We start from the raw sequence: 23,440 nt of genomic DNA, 5'->3' as shown, positions 1-23,440 counted from the left end.
AAAATACTAATATCTGTAACATCTGTATTTTACAAAATATATCTAACAATTTGGGATATTAATTCAACAGTCTTTTGGAGCTTCTTGAGAGCTATTTAGGAGTTAATTTAGTTAAGCGGTAATAAAATAAATATAACAGAGAGTAGCAAAAGATCTCGAAAAAATAGATCAAGATAATTGGATAATTTGTGCGACTATTGATTCTGTAAGTTTACCGTCAAAGATTTATTTGAATCAGAAATTAATAGATGAATATGATTTGAATAACAATCCTACAAATGTTTTTAAAATACTATTTATTTTACGTAGAGACCATATTGCATTTAGTTTAAATATAACGATAAATTGAATAAGTTCAAATACAATTGAAAATATAAAATACCTTGTAGAAGATGATAACTATAAGGTTATGCTTATTGAAAAAGGGCTAGGTGCAGGTGTATTGTTGGATAATTATGCACAAATCTCTAATTCTAAAATCGTAGCATTAGATAATATAACAAGTGAGATATTTCATGAGAGAGTTATAGTGATAGTTTCAAAGCATATTCCTAACATAGCAAAAATGATTAAGTTTTTACGTGAACAAGTTGATAGTTATGTAAAAACTATAATTGGTAAATAATTTTTTATTAATGTTGAATTAAGGTTGTTTTTTATCTTACTATTTAATGCAATTAAACTTATTGTTATCAAATATTATAGTATTTAAAATGTGATATTATAATTATATTATCTTTCTATAGTGTGTAAATGTAATTATGAGTAATCCCATTAAAGAAGTAGTTGATAAGAATGTTATAGAAGGGACAAGATATTTTATATCCTTAGTTGAGTTAGGCTCATATACTGCAGTTAAAAATTTTTATTCTGTTGAGATTAATACGGTTAGAAGTAAATTAGAGCTTTTAGAAAGTTATTTAGGAGTTAAGCTGACCCAGCCCAATAGCAATAAAATAGAGATAACGAAAGATGGTATGAAATATTATTCATCTTGTCATAGATTATATACGGATCTAGAACATAGTATTTTGAGTGCTAAATATAAAGGGATAGATACATTGGACTATATACGTGTATATGGTACTAGATTTTTCATAAATTACTTATTAGAGAATTTACCTGAGCTTGAGAATAGTAAAAAATATACATTTTCTTTTGATAGCTATTTGTTATACCATACTCATACTTATTTTCATCATCTAAATAATTATGATATAGCAATTATAACAGCAAGAGATTTAGAAAAAATTGACCAAGATCGTTGGTTGATATGTGCATATGTTGACTCTGCGAGTATGCCATCTAAACTTTATGCTGGAGAAGAGTTAATCAAAGAATATGATCTTGATAATGAGCCTAGAAATATCTTTAAAGTACCTTTTATATTTAGGAGAGATCGCTTAGAAGATCAGAGTTTAGATTTCAGTTTTGATGATGATGACAGTAATTTTTTCATTAAGAATATTAAGTATATTGTTGAAGATGATGCTCAAAAGCTGAAACTTATACAGAATAATTTAGGTGTAGGTGTTCTTGCAGATAATTATGATCAAATTTTAAAACTGTCTTCTGTGAGAAAAATAAAAGGTATTTCTGCTAAAACTTTCCATGATAGACAAGCTATTATTGTTTCAAAATATTTAAAAGATAGAACAAAAATAATGAAGTTTTTGAAGGATCAAGTTGATAAGTATATAAGCTTAGTTTTAAAAGGAGAGTTATAATCCTTATAAGATGTTTTCTAGATATTAATATAGAATTGATTTTTAAGATTTCAGATGATAGGCTCAAATTATTAAATTTATATAAAAATAGAGAGTTAATATGAGGAAAATAGTTTTAGGTTCTTTTTTATCAATAGCAATGCTATCATCGATAGCTATAGCTGATGATATTCCACCTACCACAGCTGTACCAATAAATAAGATAGTTGCTAATATATACTCCCAAGGGTATGATGGAATTAATGAAGTAAAGTACGACGATGGTATTTACAAAGCAAAAGTCATTAATAAAAATGGTCAAGAACAATCTTTGTATATAGATCCAACTACGGGAGCAGTTCCTGCTGTGAAAAAGTCAAAATCTAAAGAAATTAACATGAGCCAGGCATTAAATGCGGTACCAAAAGATAGATGTAAGATAATTACACAAGTTAAGAATTCTAAAGGTGCTTATAAAGTAGAATGTTTAGATTCTAATAATCAAGAAGTAGAAGTGTTTATTGATGCTATAAGCGGAAAAGTTTTTCAAGTTAGATATGATGATTAGATAAAAAGATTGATACAATCATTTAGAAATAAATATCCTTTATCTGAAGGCTTTATTTTGCTGTCAGAAATAGTAAGTAAGCCCCTCTCTAAGCCAGTTTGAAGTTTTTCTTTAATAGTGCTACTTGGTAAGAATGTCTGTTCTTCAAATATTTTTAGATCAAAACCATTTTTTAATCTTAGAGTGTTAAGCATAAATTCATAAATCAAATCTTGCTTTGTCACAACTATAGAATCTTTTATGAGATTTTTAGCTTGTGTATATATCTTTGGATGTTTATGCTTCCATGACCTTTTTATTTCTTTTGTTTTAAGGTTTGTAATCTTACTATGTGCCCCTGCGCCAATACCAATATAGTCGCCAAACATCCAGTAGTTAGAGTTATGTTTTGATTGTAGATTGTTTTTTGCATATGCAGAAATTTCATATTGTCTATATCCTGCATTATCAAGCAGTTTTTTACCTGTTATTTCAATGTTTTCTAGAGTTTCTTCATTCGGTAGCTTTGGAGGTTTTGCTGCAAATAGGGTATTTGGCTCAATAGTTAATTGATACCATGAAATATGAGTTGGTTGCATAGCTATAGCTTCTGAAATATCAAATATTCCATCGTCAAAACTTTGATTTGGTAGGCCATGCATAATATCTATATTAAAGTTTGATACGCTCGACTTTTTTATTTCATCAATAGTATTATAGACATTTTCAGTATTATGGATTCTACCAAGTATTTTAAGTTTTTCATCTTGGAAACTTTGAACACCTAGTGATATTCTATTTATACCAATATCTTGATAGCTTAAGATAGAGCCTCTTTCTACAGTGCCGGGATTCATTTCCAAAGTTATTTCACAGTTGTTACTAAGGCGAGCATTTTTATTTATATGATCTAAGACTTTATTAAGATATTCTGGTTTAAATAGTGATGGTGTTCCACCCCCTATAAAAATACTAATTACTTCTCGATCTTGTAAGTCCTCAAGATGATTATTAAAGTCAATAATAAGTTGTTTATAGTATTGTTCAGATAAGAATAAATCATCTTTTATTGCATGCGAGTTAAAATCACAATACGGACATTTGCGGACACACCACGGGAAATGGATATATATGCTGATTTGAGTTTGGATATTAAACATAATTCTTAAAATATTACAGCTTTAAATCATTTCCTTCATCATTTTGATAAATTTTTTTCATTATATATAGAGGTCGTTGCTTTGATTCTATAAATATTCTACCTATATATTTACCAAGTACACCAATTCCAATCATTTGTAAGCCAGTGAGGAACAATAAAATCGTTACTATTGACGCGTACCCAGGGATAACTATACCAAATAAAAGTACTTTAATAATGATGAAAAGTCCATATATAAAAGCAAATAAAGCGATAAAAAATCCTAAGTATGACCATATTTCTAAAGGAGCTTTACTAAAGCTAGTTATTCCGTCAATAGAAAGTTTAAAAAGTTTTAAATAGTTCCATTTAGTTTGGCCAGCAATACGAAGATCTCTTTTGTGATAAAGAATTTTTTCTTTAAAGCCTATCCATGCAAATAATCCTTTATTAAATCTAACTTTTTCTTTTAAAGATAAGAATGCTTCTATAGCTTGGCGATTTAATAATCTATAGTCTCCAGCATTAGGTGTAAGTTTTGTATCATCGCTTATTCTATTTATAAGCTTGTAAAAGAGTCCAGCAGTTCTTTTTTTCGTATTTGTGTCTGTATCTCTATTTTCTCTAACAGCTGTAACAACTTCATAACCATCGAGCCAATATTTAACCATTTCAGTGATTAGTTCAGGAGGATCCTGTAGATCAGCGTCTATAGATATTGCAGCATCTCCTAAACAGTTGTCAAATCCAGCATATAATGCGGCTTCTTTACCAAAGTTTCTTGAAAGATCTATAACTTTTATATTTGGGTTAGTTTTTTGTCTTTTTAATAATTCGCTAAGCGTATTATCAATACTCCCATCATTTACAAAAATAAGTTCATACTTGACTGGAAGATTTTCAACAATAGGAATAAGTTTATTAAAGAGATGTTCTAAGCTATCATACTCATCTTTGATAGGGATAATAATACTAATTAATTTCATTTTATTAAATCTAGCTGAAATGAAGTTTATATATAATATTAATCACATTTTATACTGACTGCTAGGTTTTTAGAATATTAATTTTTTGATAGGCCAGTTAAAAATAAACAATTAAAGTTATGAAAAGTATGATACATTATCATAATTAAATTCTATAGTTGCTTATTTTAAAATGTTGAAGAGACATAAAGATTATTTATTCATATTTTTGTTGGTTATATTTGGTTTCTTTCTATATGGTTTACCAAGTTTTTATGTGCCTGATGAAACTAGATATTCTGAGGTTGCTAGAGAAATGTTATCAGGGGGGAGTTTTATAGTTCCTCACGTTAATGGTATTGTATTTTTTCATAAGCCACCAATCATATATTGGCTAACAAGTTTTTTTATGAATATTTTTGGTGAAAATACTTGGGGTGGACGTTTAGTTAATCCCGTTTTATTACTATTTTGTCTAATGTTTGTTTATTATGCTGTTCGTCTTGTTTTAAAATCTAGAGCAGTGGCGATGTTATCTACTGTTATTACAATGACAACAATAATGATTTTGTTTGTTGGCAGATATTTGGATATAGACCTTGGTATAGCTGTATTTTTAAATTTAACTTTGCTTAGTTACTGGATCAGTTTAAATTATGATGATAACTATAGAAAGAGTACTTGTTGGCTTATTATAGCATTTGTTTTTTCTGGATTAGCTGTAATGACAAAGGGGCTTATGGGCATAGTTTTTCCTATGGCTATAGTTGGAATATATTCTATAGTAATGCTAGAGTGGAAAAGATTATTTGATATTAGACTATATCTAGGACTGATAATAGTGTTAGTTATATCTGTGCCATGGATAGTTGCTGTAGATGATCGTTATCATGGGTTCGCTTACTATTATATAATGGTTCAACAAGTACTAAGATATGCAACAGACTCACAGGATAGGGATATCTCTATTATTATTTATTTTCTTGCATCGATGGCTGCATTTTTCCCTTGGACATTCTTTTTACCTCAAGCCCTTAGAAAATTTTTCTCTAAAAAAAGATTCAAAGATAGAAAAAACAATCGACTGGAGTGGTTTTTATTTATATGGGGGAGTTTTATCTTTGTATTTTTTGCTATGTCGAAATCTTTTTTGTTTGGTTATTTAGCACCTCTAATATTGCCTTTTGGAATATTGATTGCTATTTACATTAATAGATTGTCAAAAAGAAATTTTTCTAAGTTTGATAAATTATCTATCATAGTTCCAACATTTATATTTGCTTTATTACCTATAGCAAGTGTAGTGGTTTTAGCATTGCCTATAGTTAAAGGATATATTTGGCAAGTGGCAATTTTATTATTACCAATATTTTTTGTTTCAATAGTTGTAGTATTTATTGTTGTTAATGCTATCAAAAAACAAGAGCTTAAAAAGATTGTTGTTTGTTTTTCTGTAGTGATGATATTTGTAGCAAATTTTGGCTATGGAGTAGGACAGTATTTAGATGGTAAAAATGTAGAAAAATTTGCAGAGGATATAAATATAATAGCTAAGAAGTACCCAAATATTAAGCTTTATGCTAGTCATAGGTTTTATGAAATAGGATTTTATACTAAGAAAATACCTATAATGATAAATGATGAGCAAGAACTAGACTATGCTAAAAGCTTTAAAAATTCGGGCTCTAAAGAGTATATGATGTCTTATGATAAATTTATAAATACCTGGAATAGTTCAAAAAAATTAGATTTAATTGTTATTAGGAATAAGCATAATATACATTTAAGAGAAAGAGATCATGCTTTTGCGGATTATAAAAAAGATATTGACAGGAATAAATTTTTTATTTTAGACAAAACTAATTATGCAACATTGGTGGCAAATAAAAATATCTCAATCTAAGCTTTAAAGATTAAAAACTTACTTACTATAAATGTATAAATAGCAACAAGTCCCATCGTTATAAACAGTGCTAATAAGTACTGTATTTTTAGCAGATGCAAAAGAATATAGTAGATAAGTTCATTTAAAACTAGACCAATCATTACATTTATAAAAAACTGTGATGCAGCTTTCTTATGAGATTTTGTTGTGGTTGAAAATGTAAGAAACCTATGGCCAAAATAGCTAACATTAAAAGCTATTAGAAAAGCAAAAAAATTTGCAACTAGAGGTTTGAAAACATTGGCTTCAACTAGTATCCAAACAATAATAAAGTTAGTTGCCGCGGCTAAGATACCTACAATAAGAAAGAAGGAAAGTTGTTTTTTTATCATTGCTTATGGAGTTTTGCGTTTATTGTTTATATTATAACTATTAGTAATAATTTTATAAGAGAAAGTTAGGATGGAAATAATAAAATATCAAGTTGGAATGGTAGAGAACCTACTTTCATCAGCAATATATATGATGTTTAACCTTAAGAAAGACATAGATGTTAGCTTTGGATTAAAAATCTTGCAAAGATTTGTTGATGGTAAAAGTGTTGTGGCTGGCTTTGGTAATAATCTTTTGAGAATGTTTGAAATACCAAAAGATGAAGAGTTTCAAAGAGCTTTGTTTAATAGTGAAAGAATGTCAGATAGCGATGGCTATGATCTAGTATTGTGGTTACGAGGTGATGATAAGGGAGAGCTGTTTCATAATGCTATAAATATTAAAAAAGCTTTGGGAGATTATTTTAATTTTCAAAAAGCTATCTCAAGCTATACATATCATGGTAAATATGATCTTTCTGGGTTTGAGGATGGAATAGAAAATCCAAAAGGTGAAGAAGAAGTTCCAGCAGCTATAATATCTACGCAAGGAAGCTTAGAGGGATCAAGTTTTTGGGTGCTTCAACAATGGTTGCATGATTTTAACTGGTTGAATAGTGTTAGCCAAACAGAAAAAGAAGAGTGTATTGGTAGATCATTAGATGATTCACATCAATTTGAGAATCTAAAAGATTTTGCACATGTAAAAAGATCAGCAAAAGAAAACTTTGATCCAGAGGCACTACTTCTAAGAAAATCGATGCCTTGGTCAGATGACAACCTAAATGGAGGATTTATGTTTTCAGCATTTGCCACTTCATATAGATCTTTTAATCTGCAAATGTGGAACATGCTTGGTGGAGATGATGGTATCGTAGATGGGGTATTTAAATTCTCTAAAATTATTGAAACTAGTTATTTATGGTGTCCACCTTTTAAAAAAGGAAGACTTGATTTATCTTTGTTTAAAAACTAATAAGGAAACTTATGCAAAAAATAGCTAAATATTTATTAACTATGCTAGTAATTATAAGTTTAGTTGCTTGTAGTAAAGAAGATAGTGGTGCAAGTCAAAATGTTATACTTACAGGAGATTATGCTAAGACAGGATTTGAACAGGGAATATATCAATTAGAAAAGGCAACGTTAGATTTGTCAGGTACACAAGCTAAAATAACCTGTCCAAAAGGGTATGTGATTCCTTCTCTTATCAAGACACCTGATTTTGGTGCGAAGTTACCACAATCAACTTGTGATAGAAAAGGAGGATGTCAAGTTATCATGGTGTTATTAGTAAATCCGAAGACTTTCTCAGTTAAAAAAATATCTATCTCTCCAGATAAAATGACTTATATGCAAGCAAATAATAATATAGCGTTAGGTGCTATATGTGTTCAAAAGGATCAGGTAAATAATTGGGTTTAATTTTACAAAAGTATAATAAAAATTAATTAGATGCCATATTATCAGCAGCATCTTCAGTTAATGCTAATATTTTTTGCGCTTGGTGTGAAAGAAGCTCTTCCGCAGTAATATCAAAACCAGATTTTTGCATCAGTTGCTGGAGTGAGTTAAAAGATTTAGTTTTATATAGTTTATCTTTGAGCTCTGTTTTCTCATTAACTTTTGCAAGAAAGTCATTAATCAATACTTCATTTTGCGTAATAGCCTCAGGAGTAGCAAGCTCTATAAGCCAGTAACCAGGGTTATCTAAAAAACCACCACCTCCACGACCCCATTGAGCCCCTGTTTTAGCTTTTCTACCTGATAGTAGGTAAATGATATCATTAGGTTGCTCATCAATAATTGCAAGTGTTCTACCTGCTTGCGCTTGTAGAATTTCAGCAGGTCTTATCTTAAAGCCTAATTTAACTGCTATATCAGCAACTTCAGCTAAAGTTTTTGTATTGAATAACTCTTTTTGCAAGTCAATATTATTTGTTACTTGTATAAAGAAACGTTTTAACTCTTCTGACATTATATAGGATTTTGGATAGTATTTGATATTTGTCATTTTCAATTTTCTCTTTAAAAAATTAATACTTTATAATAAATAATAGTTTATAAATGTATCTAAAATATTTAGCTATTGTAACAAATTGTAAATTATTAGGTTAGATGCATTAAATTGAGGGTAGTATTTATTCTAAATAAGGTGATGTGAAGATTAAGCCAAAAGCAAAGTCTGAAGAGTTTTATTTTATATACAAATAAGCATTAAAAGGTTAAAATATACCTGTATGCAAAAAAAATATGGTATCTACGGAGGTTAATAGCATGTCTGATATTAAAAATATCACTAAGCTGAGTATAGAGGATAAGGGAAATAAGTATTCTCTGTATAGCTTAAAAAAACTTTCTCAAGAACTTGGTAAAGATGTAAATCGTCTACCATATTCAATTAGAGTATTACTAGAAAACCAACTAAGAAATATTGATGGTTATAAAGTAAAAGAAGAGGATATGAATAAGGTACTAGATTGGGATGCTAAAGCTAGTTCTAGGCCTGAAATTCCACATATGCCTGCTAGAGTTGTAATGCAAGACTTTACTGGTGTTCCAGCAGTAGTTGATTTAGCAGCAATGAGAAAGGCGATCAAGGATGCTGGTGGAGATGCTGATAAAATTAACCCTCTTGTAGATACTGCGATGGTTATTGACCATTCTGTTCAAGTAGATTACTACGGCACAAAAACAGCTTTAGCACAAAACGTAGCTAAAGAGTTTGAAAGAAATGGTGAAAGATACAGCTTACTTAAGTGGGCACAAAAAGCATTTGATGATTTCATAGTAGTTCCACCAGGAATGGGTATTATTCACCAAGTAAACTTAGAGTATTTTGCAAAAGGAGCTCTAGTTAAAAATATCAATGGTGAAAATGTAATTTATCCAGATACTTTAGTAGGTACAGACTCTCATACTACAATGATCAATGGTGTTGGTGTTGTTGGTTGGGGTGTTGGAGGCATTGAAGCTGAGGCTGTAATGCTTGGTCAGCCATATTATATGGTACTTCCAGATGTTGTAGGTGTGAAACTTACAGGCAAGTTAAAAACTGGTGTAACAGCTACAGATTTAGTTTTAAAGATTACAGAAGTGCTTAGAAAACACGGCGTAGTGGGCAAGTTTGTCGAGTACTATGGTGAAGGCTTAGAAAGTCTATCTTTACCTGATAGAGCAACTATTGCTAATATGGCTCCAGAATATGGTGCTACTATTGGTTTCTTCCCTGTTGATGAAGTAACTTTAGATTTCTTTAAAAACACTAATCGTGGCGAGCTTGTTGATGCTGCACGCGAAATGTATAAAGAGCAAATGTTATTTAGAGAAAATCCAGCAGAAGAACCAGAGTATTCTAGTTTGGTAGAAATTGATCTATCTGAAGTTGAGTCTAACTTAGCAGGCCCTAAGCGTCCTCAAGATAGAGTTGCTTTCCATGATATGAAAAAAGCTTTTGCTGAAGCTTTAGTTCATGAGCAAGGATTACATGGTTTTGGCTTAACAGAAGAGCAATTACAGAAATCTGCCGAAGTAAAAGGTCTAGATGAATCTATTACTCATGGATCACTTGCTATTGCTGCAATTACATCATGTACAAATACATCAAATCCTTCACTACTTTTAGGCGCTGGATTACTTGCTAAAAAGGCAAATGAAAAAGGTCTAAAAGTTAAGCCTTTTGTTAAGACTTCTTTAGCACCTGGATCACAAGTTGTAACACAATATCTTGAAAAAGCAAATTTGCTTCCAGAGCTTGAGAATTTAGGCTTTGACTTAGTGGGTTATGGCTGTACTACATGTATTGGTAACTCAGGTCCATTAGATCAGCCAGTTATTGATGCAATCGATGAAGCGGATCTAGTAGTGGCTTCAGTAAGTTCAGGTAACCGTAACTTTGAAGGACGTATCAATCCATATGTAAAAGCAAACTATTTAGCATCACCTATTCATGTTGTAGCTTATGCTTTGGCTGGTACAGTTAATTTTGATCCTGTTGAAGATGCTGTTGGTACAGATTCTGAAGGTAATGATGTATATCTTGCAGATATTTGGCCAACTACTGAAGAAATTGCTGCTATTCAATCTCATGTAATTAACTCCGCAATGTTTGAAAAAGCATATGCAACAGTACTTGATGGAACAGAAGATTGGCAAAAACTTGATGCTCCTGAAGGTAAGTTGTATGAGTTTGATGAATCTTCTACTTATATTCAGTGCCCTAACTTCTTTGAGAAGTTTGCTGAAGGCAATGATGATCTAGATATTAAAGGAGCAAGAACTCTTTTGATGCTAGGAGATTCTGTAACTACAGACCATATATCTCCGGCTGGTGCGATACCTGAAGAGTACCCTGCAGGACAATATCTAAAATCACATGGCGTTGAGAAAAAAGACTTCAACTCATATGGTTCTCGTCGTGGTAACCATGAGGTTATGATGAGAGGTACTTTTGCAAATATCCGTATTCGTAACTTACTTTTAGACAATGTTGAAGGTGGTTTTACTAAGTATCATCTTGATGGTTCACAGCAGTATGTTTTTGATGCTGCGATGAAATATAAAGAAAAAGATATTCCACTGGTTATCTTAGCAGGTAAAGAATATGGAACAGGTTCATCACGTGACTGGGCAGCTAAAGGTACATTCTTATTAGGTGTTAAAGCAGTTATTGCAGAAAGCTATGAGAGAATTCATAGATCGAACTTAGTTGGTATGGGAGTCTTACCTCTTGAGTATGTAAATGGTCAAAATGCTAAGAGTTTAGGTTTAGATGGTTCTGAGATGTTTAATATTAAAAACTTAAATAATATTAAGCCACGTCAAAAAGTTGTTGTAGAAGCGGTACATCCTAAAACTGCACATACTACAACATTTGAAGCGCTAGCTCGTTTAGATGCAGATGTTGATGTTGATTATCTAAAAAATGGAGGTATTTTACAAACTGTTTTGAAAGATATGATGAATCAAGAGAAAAAGCATGACTCTGTAGAATCTAAGTCTTGTTCTGAAGGATCTTCAGATGCTTCTTGCCCATTCTCAAAAATGGCTAGTTTCTTTAAAAAAATATTTAAATAAATATTCTTAGAATAGTTTTTTAATCTTTAACTTAATACTTCTTTTTTAATATCCTCTAAGACAAATATGTTTTTGTAACTCTTATAAGATAGTAATGAAAAATATCAAAAGCTTATTTTTTTTATTATTTTTTAGTGTTAAAGTTTAGTACTATAATAATTAATTTAGATGCTATTTACATATGATAAGAAAATTACTAACAATTTGTGTACAGAAGAAAGCATCAGATTTACATTTATCTTCTGGCTGTAGGGCTAAATATAGAATAGATGGAGATTTGATTGATATAGAGTCATCGCCTGTATTAAATGATAAAATGATTTCTCAAATGCTTTTAGAAATAATGACTGATGATCAAAAAGATGAGTTAGTAAATACGTTTGAGTGTGATTTTTCTATAGATGATAAAGAGAATGATGCTAGATTTAGGGTTAATGCTTTTTTCCACAATAGAGGATATGGTGCAGTTTTTCGTCGTTTAGAAAATAAGATTCCTACACTTGATCAGTTTGGAGCTCCTAGAATACTTAAAGAAGTGCAGGCTAAAAAGGGTGGTTTAATTCTTGTGACAGGTCCTACTGGTTCTGGTAAAAGTAGTACCTTAGCAGCGTTAGTTAATGAAATAAATCAAAAAGAAGATTCTCATATTTTAACGATTGAAGATCCTGTTGAATTTGTTCATGTTAGCCAAAGAGCATTAGTTAATCAACGTGAAGTCAAAAGAGATACTAAGAGCTTTAATGCGGCATTAAAATCAGCACTTAGAGAAGATCCAGATTGTATCCTTGTTGGTGAAATGAGAGATTTAGAGACGATCCGTTTAGCATTAGAGGCTGCTGAAACAGGGCATTTAGTTTTAGGAACTTTACATACAATGTCAGCGATTAAAACTGTTGACAGGGTTATTTCGGTTTTTCCTCCGGCTGAGCAGGAATTAGTACGAAATATGTTGGCAGAATCTTTACAAATAGTTATTTCACAAAGATTGCTTAAGCGTAAAGGAGGCGGACGAGTAGCTAGTTATGAGGTACTTATATCTAATTCTGGTATTAGAAACATGATTAAAGAAAATAAGCTCTCTCAAATATATACAGCTTTGCAAACTGGTACTTCAAAAGGTATGACAACAATGGAGCAAAGTATAGAAAATCTACTTAAAGCTGGAACTATCACACCAGAAGAGGCAGCTAAATACATAATAGTTAGATAAATAAGTTTTAGTAATGTAATTTTTCTTTTGTTTTTCCTCTAAAAATATAATACGCATAACTCGTATAAAGTAGTAATAGAGGTATCATAATAATCGCAGGAATTAGTGTAAATAATAAAGTTGTATCACTTGCTTTAGCTTGTAGGTAAGTTATTTCGTAAGAGATTACATATGGGAAGATTAGCGTTAGCATACTTATATAAGTAAATATAAAAATACCAACCGCAAGCCAATAAGCTAAAGCATGATTTTTCGCATCGACAGCTTTTATTAAGACAAATGCACATACTAATGTAAGCACAAATAACTCCCCTAGAATTACCATTTTATATAAATTATCAAAAGGAAGTTTGACATATAATGGTGTAATTATGCCAATCACAAGCATTAGGATAACCAAAACTTTAGAACACTTTTTGGCAAACTGCTTAGCTTTAATAAACAGCTCATTTTCCGTTTTCAGTATTAAGCGAGTAGCTCCTAATAAAGCATAACCAAAGATTAATGTAACTCCTGTAACAGAAGAAAATCCTATATCATATAAAGCACCATGCGGGAATCCAACGATTAGTTCTCCAACTATATAGCCTTGTAAGAAAGTAGCAACAAAAGATGATATGAAGAATAAACGATCCCAATTTTTAATGCCTTTTTGTGAAGATTTCAGTCTAAATTCGAAGCATATACCTCTCAGTAGTATCATTACTACAAGTAAAATAGCGGATAAATATATTTTAGGAAAAATATATGCAAAAGCGATGGGGAACATACCATAAAAGCATGCTAGAGCAAAAACTAGCCATGTTTGATTACCATCCCATGTAGGTAATAAAATACTAGTTGCAATATCTCTTTGATGATCATCTAGAAAAGGAAACAGTATTCCCATACCAAGAGCAAAACCATCTAATATGACATATAAAAGTAGAGCGAACGCAATTATCATTAACCAAATTAATGCTAAATCCATGACTTATTCCTCCTCGCTTACATTTTTTTCAACAGATTGAAAGTATGAGTAAGGCATTCTTTCTTCTCCTGGAGAATTTGGTCCACCTTTAATAATCCTTAGTAAATATTTAAAGTAGAAATAACCAAATATAATAAAGTAGACAATAATTATTGAAGCTAGTGATAAAAAAACTTGCCAAAAACTAATATCACTTACAGAGTATTGTGTTCTAAGAATGTTATAAACAACCCATGGCTGCCTACCAAATTCGGCAGTAAACCACCCTGTAATAATAGCAACAAAACCTAGAGGTGTAGTTAGGGTGCATATTTTAAGAAACCATTTCGCTGAATGTACTTTTTTCCTTGCTAGTAATGTTGTACCAACTAAACCGATTAAGATCATTAGAGTTCCAATACCAACCATTATTCTAAAGCTATAAAACACTACAGCAACAACAGGTCTATCTTTTTCAGGTACTGATTTTAGACCTATTAATTCACCATTAAGTTCATGGGTGTTTATTAAAGAAGCTAGTTTAGGTATTTCTATAGAAAATAAATTTTTCTCTTGGGATTCACTTGGGTATGCAAAAACTACAAAAGGAGCTCCTTTTTGAGTATTCCAAACCCCTTCTATCGCGGCAGTTTTTAGTGGTTGATTTTCATGTACTTCTCTACCAACATCATCACCAACCATAAGTTGACTCAAGCTTAATACTAGTATTGAAATTATTGAAAACTTAATACAAGTTTTTGCAAAAGAATGATACTTATCTTTTATTAGATAATAAGAGCTAACACCTAGAATAACCATTAAGGTGCTTAGATAAGCTGCTAAAAGCATATGTATGTATCTAGGGATAACAGATGGGTTAAATATTACGTGATACCAGCTATAAACGTCAAACCTACCGTTTACATAGTGAACCCCATCTGGAGTCTGCATCCAAGAGTTTGCTGATAATATCCAAAATGCTGATAATGTAACACCAACAAAAATTGTAAAATTTGCTAGAAAGTGGATATATTTGTTAATTCGACCCCAACCAAATATCATTATTCCTAAGGCACCAGCTTCTATAAAAAATGCTGTTAGAACTTCATAGGTAAATAAAGAACCAAGTACAGGGCCTACCTTCTCTGCAAAGCCTGCCCAGTTAGCGCCAAACTGAAACTCCATAACAATACCCGAAACGACACCCATACCAAATGTCAGAGCAAATATTTTTGTCCAAAATTTGACAATAGATAAGTATTTGTCATTTTTTGTTATTAACCATAGTGCCTCAAAGATCATCAAAAAAGTTGATAATCCTATGCTGAAAGCTGGAAATAGTATGTGAAAGCTTACAGTGAAAGCAAATTGTATTCTTGAAAGAATCTCAACCCAGTACATAATAAAACCTCTTACATTTTTGGTTGTTAAAATCCAGCTCATAGAGCTAGTGATTTTCAGCTGGGAGGGCTAAATTTATAATTAAAGGTTCTCATATCAAAACTATATTCTCAAGTTGATTTCTATAAGATTAATAAAATGTAATGTTCACTCGAGTGATTTTATCAATATAATGGTAAGTGAAGAAAAGAAAAATATTATGGGGCATGTAATGAAAATATTAATAGCAGGGGGCTCGGGCTTTATTGGTAGGGAGCTATCGAAATATCTAAATCAAAAGTATGAGTTAACTCTTTTGACTAGATCAAGAGAAAGTACTATAGCTAGTTATAATGATTTGATTACATGGGATGATTTAACAGAAGATGTTATTGTTAAGTATGATATTGTGATAAATCTATGTGGTTTTAATATTGGAGAAAAACGCTGGAGTAAGAGTGTTAAAAAGAAAATATTATCAAGTCGTATTAATCCAACAAAGAGGCTAGTTGGTCTTATAGGATCCAAAAATATCTGGCTAATTAATGCAAGTGCTATAGGCTATTATAATTTTTCTAAACTAATCCAGGATGAGGATAATCATAGTAGAGACTATGATAAGCTAACTTTTGGTCAAGAAGTTGTCGATGAATGGGAAAAATGTTTAGTTGACTCACCACTTAGAAGATATACTATTTTTCGTTTTGGAGTTGTCATTGGAAATGGTGGGGCTCTGCAAAAGATGTCAATGTCAGCTAAGCTTGGTTTTATAACTATGCTAGGAGATGGGCACAATTATATGAGTTGGATTAGTGCACATGATTTGTGCAGGGCTTTTGATTTTGTTATTGATAATAAATTTGATAATAAGGAAATTTTTAATCTAACAGCTCCTAATGTCTGCCAACATCAGATATTAATAAAGCTATTAACAAAATATCTAGCTAAGAAGCGCACAATTAAAATACCAACATTTATGGTTAAATTATTATTTGGTCAAATGGGTGAAGAACTATTGCTCTCAAGTCAAAATATTAGACCAACAAAGCTGCTATCAAGAGGATTTGTATTTGATGATTTAAAAATGCAAGATGCTTTAGAAAGGTACCTATAAAATAAATGTCAAATATATACTTTTAATTAACTTTCAGAATTGTAGTTTGTAGGTATTGTAACAGTTACAGTAAGCCCTTTTTGGTCAGTATTGTTTTTTGCGTTAATTTTACCATGATGTAGTCTAACAATTTCTGTAACTATTGCTAAGCCTAGCCCACTACCTTCTTCACCAGTTCCTGTTTCACGATAGAATCTATCAAAAATACGATCGATATTCTCTGGTGGTACTCCAATACCATTATCTTTTATCTCAACAATAATATCACTACCTTCTTGACGAGAGTGAATCTCAATAGTTCCACCATTTGGTGTGTATTTAATAGCATTTGAAATTAAGTTTTTGAATAATATACCAAGTAGGTAATCATTACTATAACAATAAATTTGCTTCTCGGAAGGGAAAAATGAAACTTCAATGCCTTTCTCAATAGCCTTGATAGCATTTTCGGCAATAAATCCCTCTAGAGTTTTATTAATCATAAGTTTTTTACCAAATGTAATTTGCTCATTTGGTTGGATTCGACTTAGTGTTAATAATTGATCAATAATATGTGAATATCGATTAGTAGAGCTTTTAATTTTTACTAGTTTTTGTTTTATCTCTTCAATATTATCTGATGAAAGAGCAATCTCAACTAGGGTTTTTACTCCAGCAATAGGCGTTTTTAATTCGTGAGCGGCATCGCCAGAGAAACGTTTTTCTCTTTCTAATGTTTCATGGAATTTTTCAATTAAAGAATTTATTTGCTCAACTAGGGATTTAATTTCATAAGGAATAATATCTTCATCGAGTTTCTCATTTCTACGAGGATTTATTTTTGCAACACGTCTATTTATACGTTCAAGAGGATGTAAAGCTGTTCTTAAAATATAGTATATAAAGGCTATTAGAATTATGTAAGTTGAAGCTAGAAGTATGGCAAACTTAAAAATTATTTGTCTAGAAACTCTATCTTTAACATCATTGTTGGCAAATACTGTTATAATTTTGTCACCATCTGTTTTTAATGTGTATGTATACCAGTGTCTTTGAATTCCTGAGGCATCGCTGTAAAACCAGTCAAACCCTGTCTTTGAAGTAATATTTTGGTAGTCTTTATGAAAGATTGGAAGATTGGAAGTTTTTAGAAGTAATCTATTGCGTTTAAGGTCATAAACAATAAATCCAACACTTTCATTATGATTTTTTATATCTAAGAAAGAAGAGGATATTCTATCAACGATCATATTTGTGGCATTTTTATCGCGTTCTAAAGGATATATCTTTAGGACTGTTTCAATAACTTGAGCAGCTGATTTTAGTTGATAATCAAAAAGAGCATCATTTTGATGCTTAACTTGATAAAAGCTAAATATTGAGATTACAAGCATAAATACAGCGAAGAAACTTGCAAAAGAAACTACTAAAAAGCTTAGTATTGAACCCTCTTTTCTATTTTTTAAAAACATACTAATTTGTACGAATATTTATTTTCATTGGTACATTATAAAGAATTTTGAATTTTATTATTAGTTTTATAGTTGTTATAATTGTTTGTAATGTATAAAAATTACTTGTATTGTATATACTTTATTTAAATTAGATGAGCAAAATAGTCAAGCCTTTTTACACAAAACATTATGAGTCTGCGACTTTGTATTTCTATACGGATGAAAATCTTAGGTTTGATCTAGTTATAACTTGTCCGCATGCAGAACTTGGAAATAATTTTGTTGAGTTTGACTATCCTGCAATAAGGCAACTTGTAAAGTTAGATAAAGAAGACTTTAATGACTTTCTAGCAATTGAATGTGATTTTGGGACATATTCTCTTGGTCATGCTATTGCGCAAAAGCTATATTCAGAATATGGTTTATATACTTTAATTATGGAGCCAACATTTCCTCGTTCAATATTAGATGCTGGAAGATTATATCCAAATTGTATAAGAAATATCATTGATTATGATCAGCATCCAGAGTTAAAAAATTCTTTAGTAAAACTTTATGATGCATATATGCAGAAACTCTGCCATGTGGTTGCTGTAGCAAAAAGTTATAATGCTGTTTCAATAGATTTACATACAATGTCTAGTTATTCACCTAATGTTATTCAAGAAAGGTATTCTGAAGCAATAATAGAAACTCCAGAAACATTAAAAGATTATATTAATTTATATAAGAATGCACATATAGAAGGTGAAAAAAGAATAACAGAACTTTTTACAGGAGATGCTCGTAATGGGATATTTGCTTCTAAAGTATTATTAGAATCCTTATCTCATGAATTAGAGAATGTAGGTATAGATATACAATATGATAAGCCATATATTCTTGCAGAGCATTTAGTGGCACATTATCTTGTCTGTGAGTTAGAAACTGTCTGTATTGATATACCTAAAGATCTTTTATCCAAAGTAACAACAGATGATCAGCAATATGATATAGCTAACTTAGAGGTTGATAAAAAGAAATTACAAACGATGGCTGAAGCATTTGCTAAGGCTGTTGCCAGTACGTGTAAACAACAACAATTAAAAGGTGCATAACTTATGGCAATAAAAACAACAAATTCTATTTCTGAGAAAATATGGGGCAAAAAAGCTATTCATATACCTAACACTACGGATATTTATGGTGCAGACCTAGTAAGCTCTTTTGTTGATAAATATGTTACGCGTACATTGTGTCTACTTGCTAAAGAACATAAGATAATTTTACCTAAGAAAACCCAAGATGAAGTTGAAAAAATGGTTTCTTATTTTAATAAGATTGGATTTGATTATATAAGTATGGATAATTTCATATTTTTACATAATGAACATTATAGATTTTCAACAATCGTTATGAATTATGCCGATCAAATTCCAGAATTTAGTAATCCTGAGTATACTGATCTTGTACCTTTTACTTCAGCGACAGCAGTGGAGCTTTTAGGTATTAAATATAAGAAAAATTATGGATTGTCAGAAGCGCTTTCTCAGTTTCTGAATGATAAGTCGTTCTTAAGACAGATGTTACATGATAAAGATATACTTGTTCCTAGTGTAAATATCATTTCAACTGTTTCTGATGAGGACTATGTTAAAAAAGCACTAAAAATATATCGTAAATATGAAAATAAGGGTATATATGAATGTGCTGTAATTATGCCTAGAGCATGTTCAGGTTATGGTATTCATAGATTCCAAAGTGAAAGAGAGTTGCGAGAGATTTTGAAACTTATGCGAAGAGTTGAGATCTTCATGATTGATCCTTGGTTAGATAATCTTGGCTCGCCAGCCTTTCAAGTAAGTATTGCAGATAAAAAAGAAAATGATATCTGTTTAGGACTTAGTGATCAAATGTTAGATGGCCAAACTCATTTGGGTAATAAATATAAGTCAGAGTTTAGTGATGAGCCTGCTGTTATGCAAATGTGTGATGAAGTAACAGAAATTTTGCGTGATATGGGTGTTAGAGGAATTGTTGGTGTAGATCTTTTAATTCGTGAGATTGATGGTGAGATTGTTCCATATGTATTAGAAGTTAATGCAAGACAAACAGGGGCTATATATGCCGGTTTCTTGGCTTATGAGTTGCGTAACGGCGAGCATAAGCCATGGGTTGGACATAATAATGTAGTTGTACCGATAAATTCGACTATAGATGATTATCACGAATATTTAAAATCTAATGGGATAGATTATACATATGGTGATAATGAGGGAGTTATTATTACCTGTATAGGAAATCTTGAGCTTAATCATAAAGTTATGATTTTAGCTATTGCCGATACAGATGAACGATTAAAAGAAATACTTGATATAGCTACTTCTTTTGAATAAGTATTTTATAGAGTTTACTATTATCTTATCGCTTGAAGAATACCTGTAATTATCATTTGAGTACTAATAATTGTTAGTATCATTCCCATAAGCCTTTCAACTGCTCTCATACCTCTTTTGCCTAATATGCGTTTTAAGAAAGGAGCAATTAAAAGTATTAGTAATGTGGCAAGACAAGCTAAAATTATAGATAACCAGCTTAACCATATGCCTATACTATTATGCTGAGCTATGATCATAACCATAGCAATACTTGATGGCCCAGCCATTAAAGGAATTGCTAATGGAACGATGAAAGGGTCGGAATCATCTTCAGGTCTCATATTTTCATCACTAGGATATATCATTTTTAGCGCCATAATAAATAAAATTACACCACCTGAAACTTGTACTGCTGCAACAGAGATATTCATTAAGCCTAAAATAGCTTTACCACAGAAGAAAAATAAACTTAGTATTAAAAAAGCAAAAATCATTTCTCTAATTATTATCTTTCTCTGGTCAACGCTATTATATTTTTTAAGTATGCCTAGAAATATAGGAATATTACCAACTCCATCCATTAATAAAAATATTGTTACAAAGATTGTATAAAAGTTCATAGTTTATTCTCAATAAGTAAAGTAGGGAGAGTTGATTATTATGTTATTGATAATGCAACTCTTTTTTTATTTTTAAAATAAGTAATTCTTCATTCAAAAAGCTATTCTGAAATCTGATTTTTAGACTAGAATGGCGCTATATTTATTTGAATGTGTGTAATCTATCATACCATTTCTATTGATGCCAACTTTCTTCAGCATATATTAGTTTATTTCTGATTTTTTATAAAAAATAACTCTATTGTAATTGTACCTTGATGTCTACATGAGTTTTTCTTGCTTTAGGTGTTAGAGAGTGTCAGAATTTAAATAAACTAATATTAATTGCTTGGTAATAAATGGATAAGATATCTATAGGTGTGAGTAGTTGTTTGGTTGGTAACAATGTCCGTTATAATGGCGGAAATTGTCATAAATCATATATAACAGGAGCATATGCAAATTATTTTGATTATAAAGTAGTTTGTCCAGAAATTGCTGCAGGATTAGGTGTCCCAAGATCAACATTATTTCTAGTAGAAAATGCTCAAAAAAATATACTAGCAGTCAAAACAAATAAAACACATATTGATGTTACAGATAAGCTTAAACAGGCTGTTGATAAGTTAGTATCAAACATTGGTACTGTTTATGGGTTTATCTTAAAAGCTAAATCTCCCAGCTGTGGTGTAGCAACTGCTAGAGTGTTTGATGAAAATCATGGCTACACAGGTGTTAAAGCTGATGGTTTATTTGTTAGAGCCCTTAGAGAGTATGATCCTCTTTTACCAATAGAAGATGATGGTAAGCTTGTAGATAAAACATTAAGAGATCATTTTCTTCGTAAAGTATTCTGCTACTATGATTTAAAAACAGTTTTTATGAGCTGTTCAAATATTACTGAAATGATGCAATATCATTCAAAGCATAAAGTGCTATTGCGGATGCATAATAATAAAGTTAAGAAAGTCTTAGGTAATATGCTTTCTGAAGCTGGGAATAAAGCAGATATTAATGAGATTAAGTATAAGTATATAGAACTATTTATGCATGCTATAGCCTCTCCTGCTAAAAGAGGAGCTCATTATATGGCTTTACAAAATGTTTTACGTGAGATAAATAAAAAAATATCTAAATCGCAACGTCAATATCTTCAAGAAATATTGAATAAATATAAAGATTGTAAGGTTTCTTGGGATGTTCCTGTAAGTATTATAAAAATGTATCTTTTAGAGCTTGAACTGCCTTATCTAAATAGACAAAGCTATCTTAATCCATATCCTGAGGAACTTATTTTTTAAGCATCAATCTCTTTTGGAAGAAAAAAGGCAAGAGGTATGCATGCTAATAGTAAGCCAGCTAATATAGCTATAACTAGATTAAATGATTGATTATAAGATAGATAAATATTATCTTGAGAAAGTGATAGTATGTATCCGATACCCGGTAATAATATAACAGGGAATAAATTATTTATCATATTTACTCCCGCAGTGCTTGATGCAGAAGTTCCTGGAGGTGAGATAATTTTTGCTATAGCAAAAGTTATTGCCTGAGGGCCAGCCATAATACCTAAAGCTAAATATGAAAGTATAAATATATTTTTATCCATTGGGATATATGCAATAACGATTATTAATAAGCCTGATGAGACTAAGCTGAGTATTAATAATAATCTAAAACGATTCGTATAAGCACTAATAATACCAAATACTGCAAATCCAATAGCTGCCCCAGCAAATAGAAAACTATTTAAATGAGATGCTACTGATTGATCGACACCTAATTTATCTTCTATTAAGCTAACTCCCCATAATGATCCAAGGACATTGATTGGCATAAATATACTAGCTCCAATTAAACTAGCAACCCAGAACTTAGGGCTCATTATTATTTTAAATAATTTTATAATAGTTTCAGTTAAGCTAGCTTCACTAAAGTGTGTAAATTTCTCAACATGTTTTTTATTATCTTTAATAAAAACAACTATTAATAAGAAAAGGGCTATTCCAAAGTATGTAAATACTGCATTGCCTTCTTTCCAGCCAAGCTTAGCAACAAGGTTTGAAAGAAAAACATCTGTAAATAATCCACCGAGTATCCCTATAACAGTAGTAAACCCTATAAAAGTAGAGAAAAATCTTTGTGGTAACCACATTCCAGCCATTTTAGCAGCACCTATAAAACCAAATGCTGAGCCAATTCCCATAAGTATCCTACCGATAAATGAGACTTCATAATGGTTTGTCGCTGAAAACAGATAGTTTCCTAATACGCATAGAGCTGTGGCAATACTTATTACTACTTTACGATTATATTTATCTAGAATGACACCAGCAGGAATTTGCATAATGGTATATGAGATGAAGTATGCTGAAGAAAGCCAGCCAATTTTAGCATATCCAATGTTAAAAGCATTTTTAAGATCTTCAGCCATTACGCCAGGAGCTGCGCGGATAAAAAAGTCAAAACTATAATTTAAAGTTGCGATTAAGCATATTATCCATGCAATTATTATTAACCATTTTGATTTAGGTAGATGTGATTCATCCATAAGGTTATTAAATTATGTTTTAAATATATTAGAATACCAGAGATATTTTAATTATTCAAAATTGACTTTTGATAGATTAAAGACTGTTGAATTAATATCCCAAATTGTTAGATATATTTTGTAAAATACAGATGTTACAGATATTAGTATTTT

The 23,440-nt window shown here is 30.9% G+C and carries 21 protein-coding genes; 12 read left to right on the top strand and 9 right to left on the bottom strand.

The features are described 5' to 3' along the window. Positions 1-409: 409 nt before the first annotated feature. The 3 genes from R8535_RS08200 to R8535_RS08190 all read left to right on the top strand — a co-directional run bounded on the left by R8535_RS08200 (position 410) and on the right by R8535_RS08190 (position 2,274). Positions 410-625, top strand: a complete 216-nt coding sequence (locus R8535_RS08200; RefSeq protein WP_329498203.1) for a hypothetical protein — start codon at positions 410-412, stop codon at positions 623-625. Between the two features lie 136 nt (positions 626-761). After that, entirely contained in the window at positions 762-1,727 is a 966-nt protein-coding gene (locus R8535_RS08195) for a LysR family transcriptional regulator (protein ID WP_329498204.1), read from the top strand. Positions 1,728-1,827: 100 nt separating this feature from the next. After that, positions 1,828-2,274, top strand: coding sequence for a PepSY domain-containing protein (locus R8535_RS08190; protein WP_329498206.1), 447 nt, complete (start codon positions 1,828-1,830; stop codon positions 2,272-2,274). Here R8535_RS08190 and hemW read toward each other — a convergent pair. Continuing rightward, positions 2,271-3,413, bottom strand: coding sequence for a radical SAM family heme chaperone HemW (hemW, locus tag R8535_RS08185; protein ID WP_329498208.1), 1,143 nt, complete (start codon positions 3,411-3,413; stop codon positions 2,271-2,273). The genes R8535_RS08190 and hemW overlap by 4 nt on opposite strands. A gap of 13 nt (positions 3,414-3,426) precedes the next feature. Beyond that, positions 3,427-4,380: a glycosyltransferase family 2 protein gene (locus tag R8535_RS08180; protein ID WP_329498210.1), complete on the bottom strand. Its 954-nt coding sequence runs from the start codon at positions 4,378-4,380 to the stop codon at positions 3,427-3,429. Positions 4,381-4,552: 172 nt separating this feature from the next. On the opposite strand from R8535_RS08180, the gene R8535_RS08175 reads away from it, so the two are divergent. Then, positions 4,553-6,262, top strand: coding sequence for an ArnT family glycosyltransferase (locus tag R8535_RS08175; RefSeq protein WP_329498211.1), 1,710 nt, complete (start codon positions 4,553-4,555; stop codon positions 6,260-6,262). On the opposite strand, the gene R8535_RS08170 is transcribed toward R8535_RS08175, so the two are convergent. Continuing rightward, entirely contained in the window at positions 6,259-6,636 is a 378-nt protein-coding gene (locus R8535_RS08170) for a GtrA family protein (RefSeq protein WP_329498213.1), read from the bottom strand. The two genes, R8535_RS08175 and R8535_RS08170, sit on opposite strands and share 4 nt — an antisense overlap. Positions 6,637-6,706: 70 nt before the next feature. Between R8535_RS08170 and R8535_RS08165 the strand changes: the two genes are divergently transcribed. Beyond that, the gene (locus R8535_RS08165; RefSeq protein WP_329498214.1) at positions 6,707-7,591 is read left to right on the top strand and encodes a Dyp-type peroxidase; all 885 of its coding nucleotides are present in this window, start codon (positions 6,707-6,709) and stop codon (positions 7,589-7,591) included. Between the two features lie 11 nt (positions 7,592-7,602). Further along, a complete protein-coding gene (locus R8535_RS08160) occupies positions 7,603-8,040 on the top strand; it encodes a hypothetical protein (protein WP_329498216.1) in 438 nt (145 codons plus the stop codon). Between the two features lie 22 nt (positions 8,041-8,062). Here R8535_RS08160 and R8535_RS08155 read toward each other — a convergent pair whose 3' ends face one another. Continuing rightward, a complete protein-coding gene (locus R8535_RS08155; protein ID WP_329498218.1) occupies positions 8,063-8,629 on the bottom strand; it encodes a Nif11-like leader peptide family natural product precursor in 567 nt (188 codons plus the stop codon). Between the two features lie 263 nt (positions 8,630-8,892). Here R8535_RS08155 and acnA point away from each other — a divergent pair, with 263 nt between their 5' ends. Both acnA and R8535_RS08145 read left to right on the top strand, forming a co-directional pair. Continuing rightward, entirely contained in the window at positions 8,893-11,691 is a 2,799-nt protein-coding gene (acnA, locus tag R8535_RS08150; RefSeq protein ID WP_329498220.1) for an aconitate hydratase AcnA, read from the top strand. Between the two features lie 181 nt (positions 11,692-11,872). Then, positions 11,873-12,901: a type IV pilus twitching motility protein PilT gene (locus R8535_RS08145; protein ID WP_329498222.1), complete on the top strand. Its 1,029-nt coding sequence runs from the start codon at positions 11,873-11,875 to the stop codon at positions 12,899-12,901. Between the two features lie 7 nt (positions 12,902-12,908). On the opposite strand, the gene R8535_RS08140 is transcribed toward R8535_RS08145, so the two are convergent. Continuing rightward, positions 12,909-13,871 carry a cytochrome d ubiquinol oxidase subunit II gene (locus R8535_RS08140; RefSeq protein WP_329498224.1) on the bottom strand — a complete coding sequence of 321 codons (963 nt, stop codon included), beginning with the start codon at positions 13,869-13,871 and terminating at the stop codon, positions 12,909-12,911. A 3-nt stretch (positions 13,872-13,874) separates the two neighbouring features. Continuing rightward, positions 13,875-15,251 carry a cytochrome ubiquinol oxidase subunit I gene (locus tag R8535_RS08135; RefSeq protein ID WP_329498226.1) on the bottom strand — a complete coding sequence of 459 codons (1,377 nt, stop codon included), beginning with the start codon at positions 15,249-15,251 and terminating at the stop codon, positions 13,875-13,877. Positions 15,252-15,462: 211 nt separating this feature from the next. Between R8535_RS08135 and R8535_RS08130 the strand changes: the two genes are divergently transcribed. Next, positions 15,463-16,344 (top strand): TIGR01777 family oxidoreductase, encoded by an 882-nt coding sequence (locus tag R8535_RS08130; RefSeq protein ID WP_329498228.1) that lies wholly within the window; start codon positions 15,463-15,465, stop codon positions 16,342-16,344. 26 nt (positions 16,345-16,370) lie between these two features. Here R8535_RS08130 and R8535_RS08125 read toward each other — a convergent pair whose 3' ends face one another. Further along, positions 16,371-17,795, bottom strand: a complete 1,425-nt coding sequence (locus R8535_RS08125) for a sensor histidine kinase (RefSeq protein ID WP_329498230.1) — start codon at positions 17,793-17,795, stop codon at positions 16,371-16,373. Positions 17,796-17,929: 134 nt separating this feature from the next. Here R8535_RS08125 and R8535_RS08120 point away from each other — a divergent pair, with 134 nt between their 5' ends. Next, a complete protein-coding gene (locus tag R8535_RS08120; RefSeq protein WP_329498232.1) occupies positions 17,930-18,874 on the top strand; it encodes a hypothetical protein in 945 nt (314 codons plus the stop codon). Between the two features lie 3 nt (positions 18,875-18,877). Further along, positions 18,878-20,152, top strand: a complete 1,275-nt coding sequence (locus R8535_RS08115; protein WP_329498234.1) for an ATP-grasp domain-containing protein — start codon at positions 18,878-18,880, stop codon at positions 20,150-20,152. Between the two features lie 20 nt (positions 20,153-20,172). Here the strand turns inward: R8535_RS08115 and R8535_RS08110 are convergent, their stop codons facing one another. Continuing rightward, on the bottom strand, positions 20,173-20,754 hold the full coding sequence (locus R8535_RS08110) for a MarC family protein (RefSeq protein ID WP_329498237.1): 582 nt from the start codon (positions 20,752-20,754) through the stop codon (positions 20,173-20,175). A gap of 338 nt (positions 20,755-21,092) precedes the next feature. Between R8535_RS08110 and R8535_RS08105 the strand changes: the two genes are divergently transcribed. Beyond that, entirely contained in the window at positions 21,093-22,034 is a 942-nt protein-coding gene (locus tag R8535_RS08105; RefSeq protein ID WP_329498238.1) for a YbgA family protein, read from the top strand. Here R8535_RS08105 and R8535_RS08100 read toward each other — a convergent pair. Continuing rightward, positions 22,031-23,287, bottom strand: a complete 1,257-nt coding sequence (locus tag R8535_RS08100; RefSeq protein WP_329498240.1) for an MFS transporter — start codon at positions 23,285-23,287, stop codon at positions 22,031-22,033. The two genes, R8535_RS08105 and R8535_RS08100, sit on opposite strands and share 4 nt — an antisense overlap. Between the last annotated feature and the right edge of the window lie 153 nt (positions 23,288-23,440).

Origin of the sequence: Francisella sp. 19S2-4, from assembly GCF_036281795.1 — a bacterium.
Lineage (GTDB): Bacteria > Pseudomonadota > Gammaproteobacteria > Francisellales > Francisellaceae > Francisella.
Note: the sequence above shows the minus strand (reverse complement) of the source record. Positions and strands in the feature narration are given on the sequence as shown.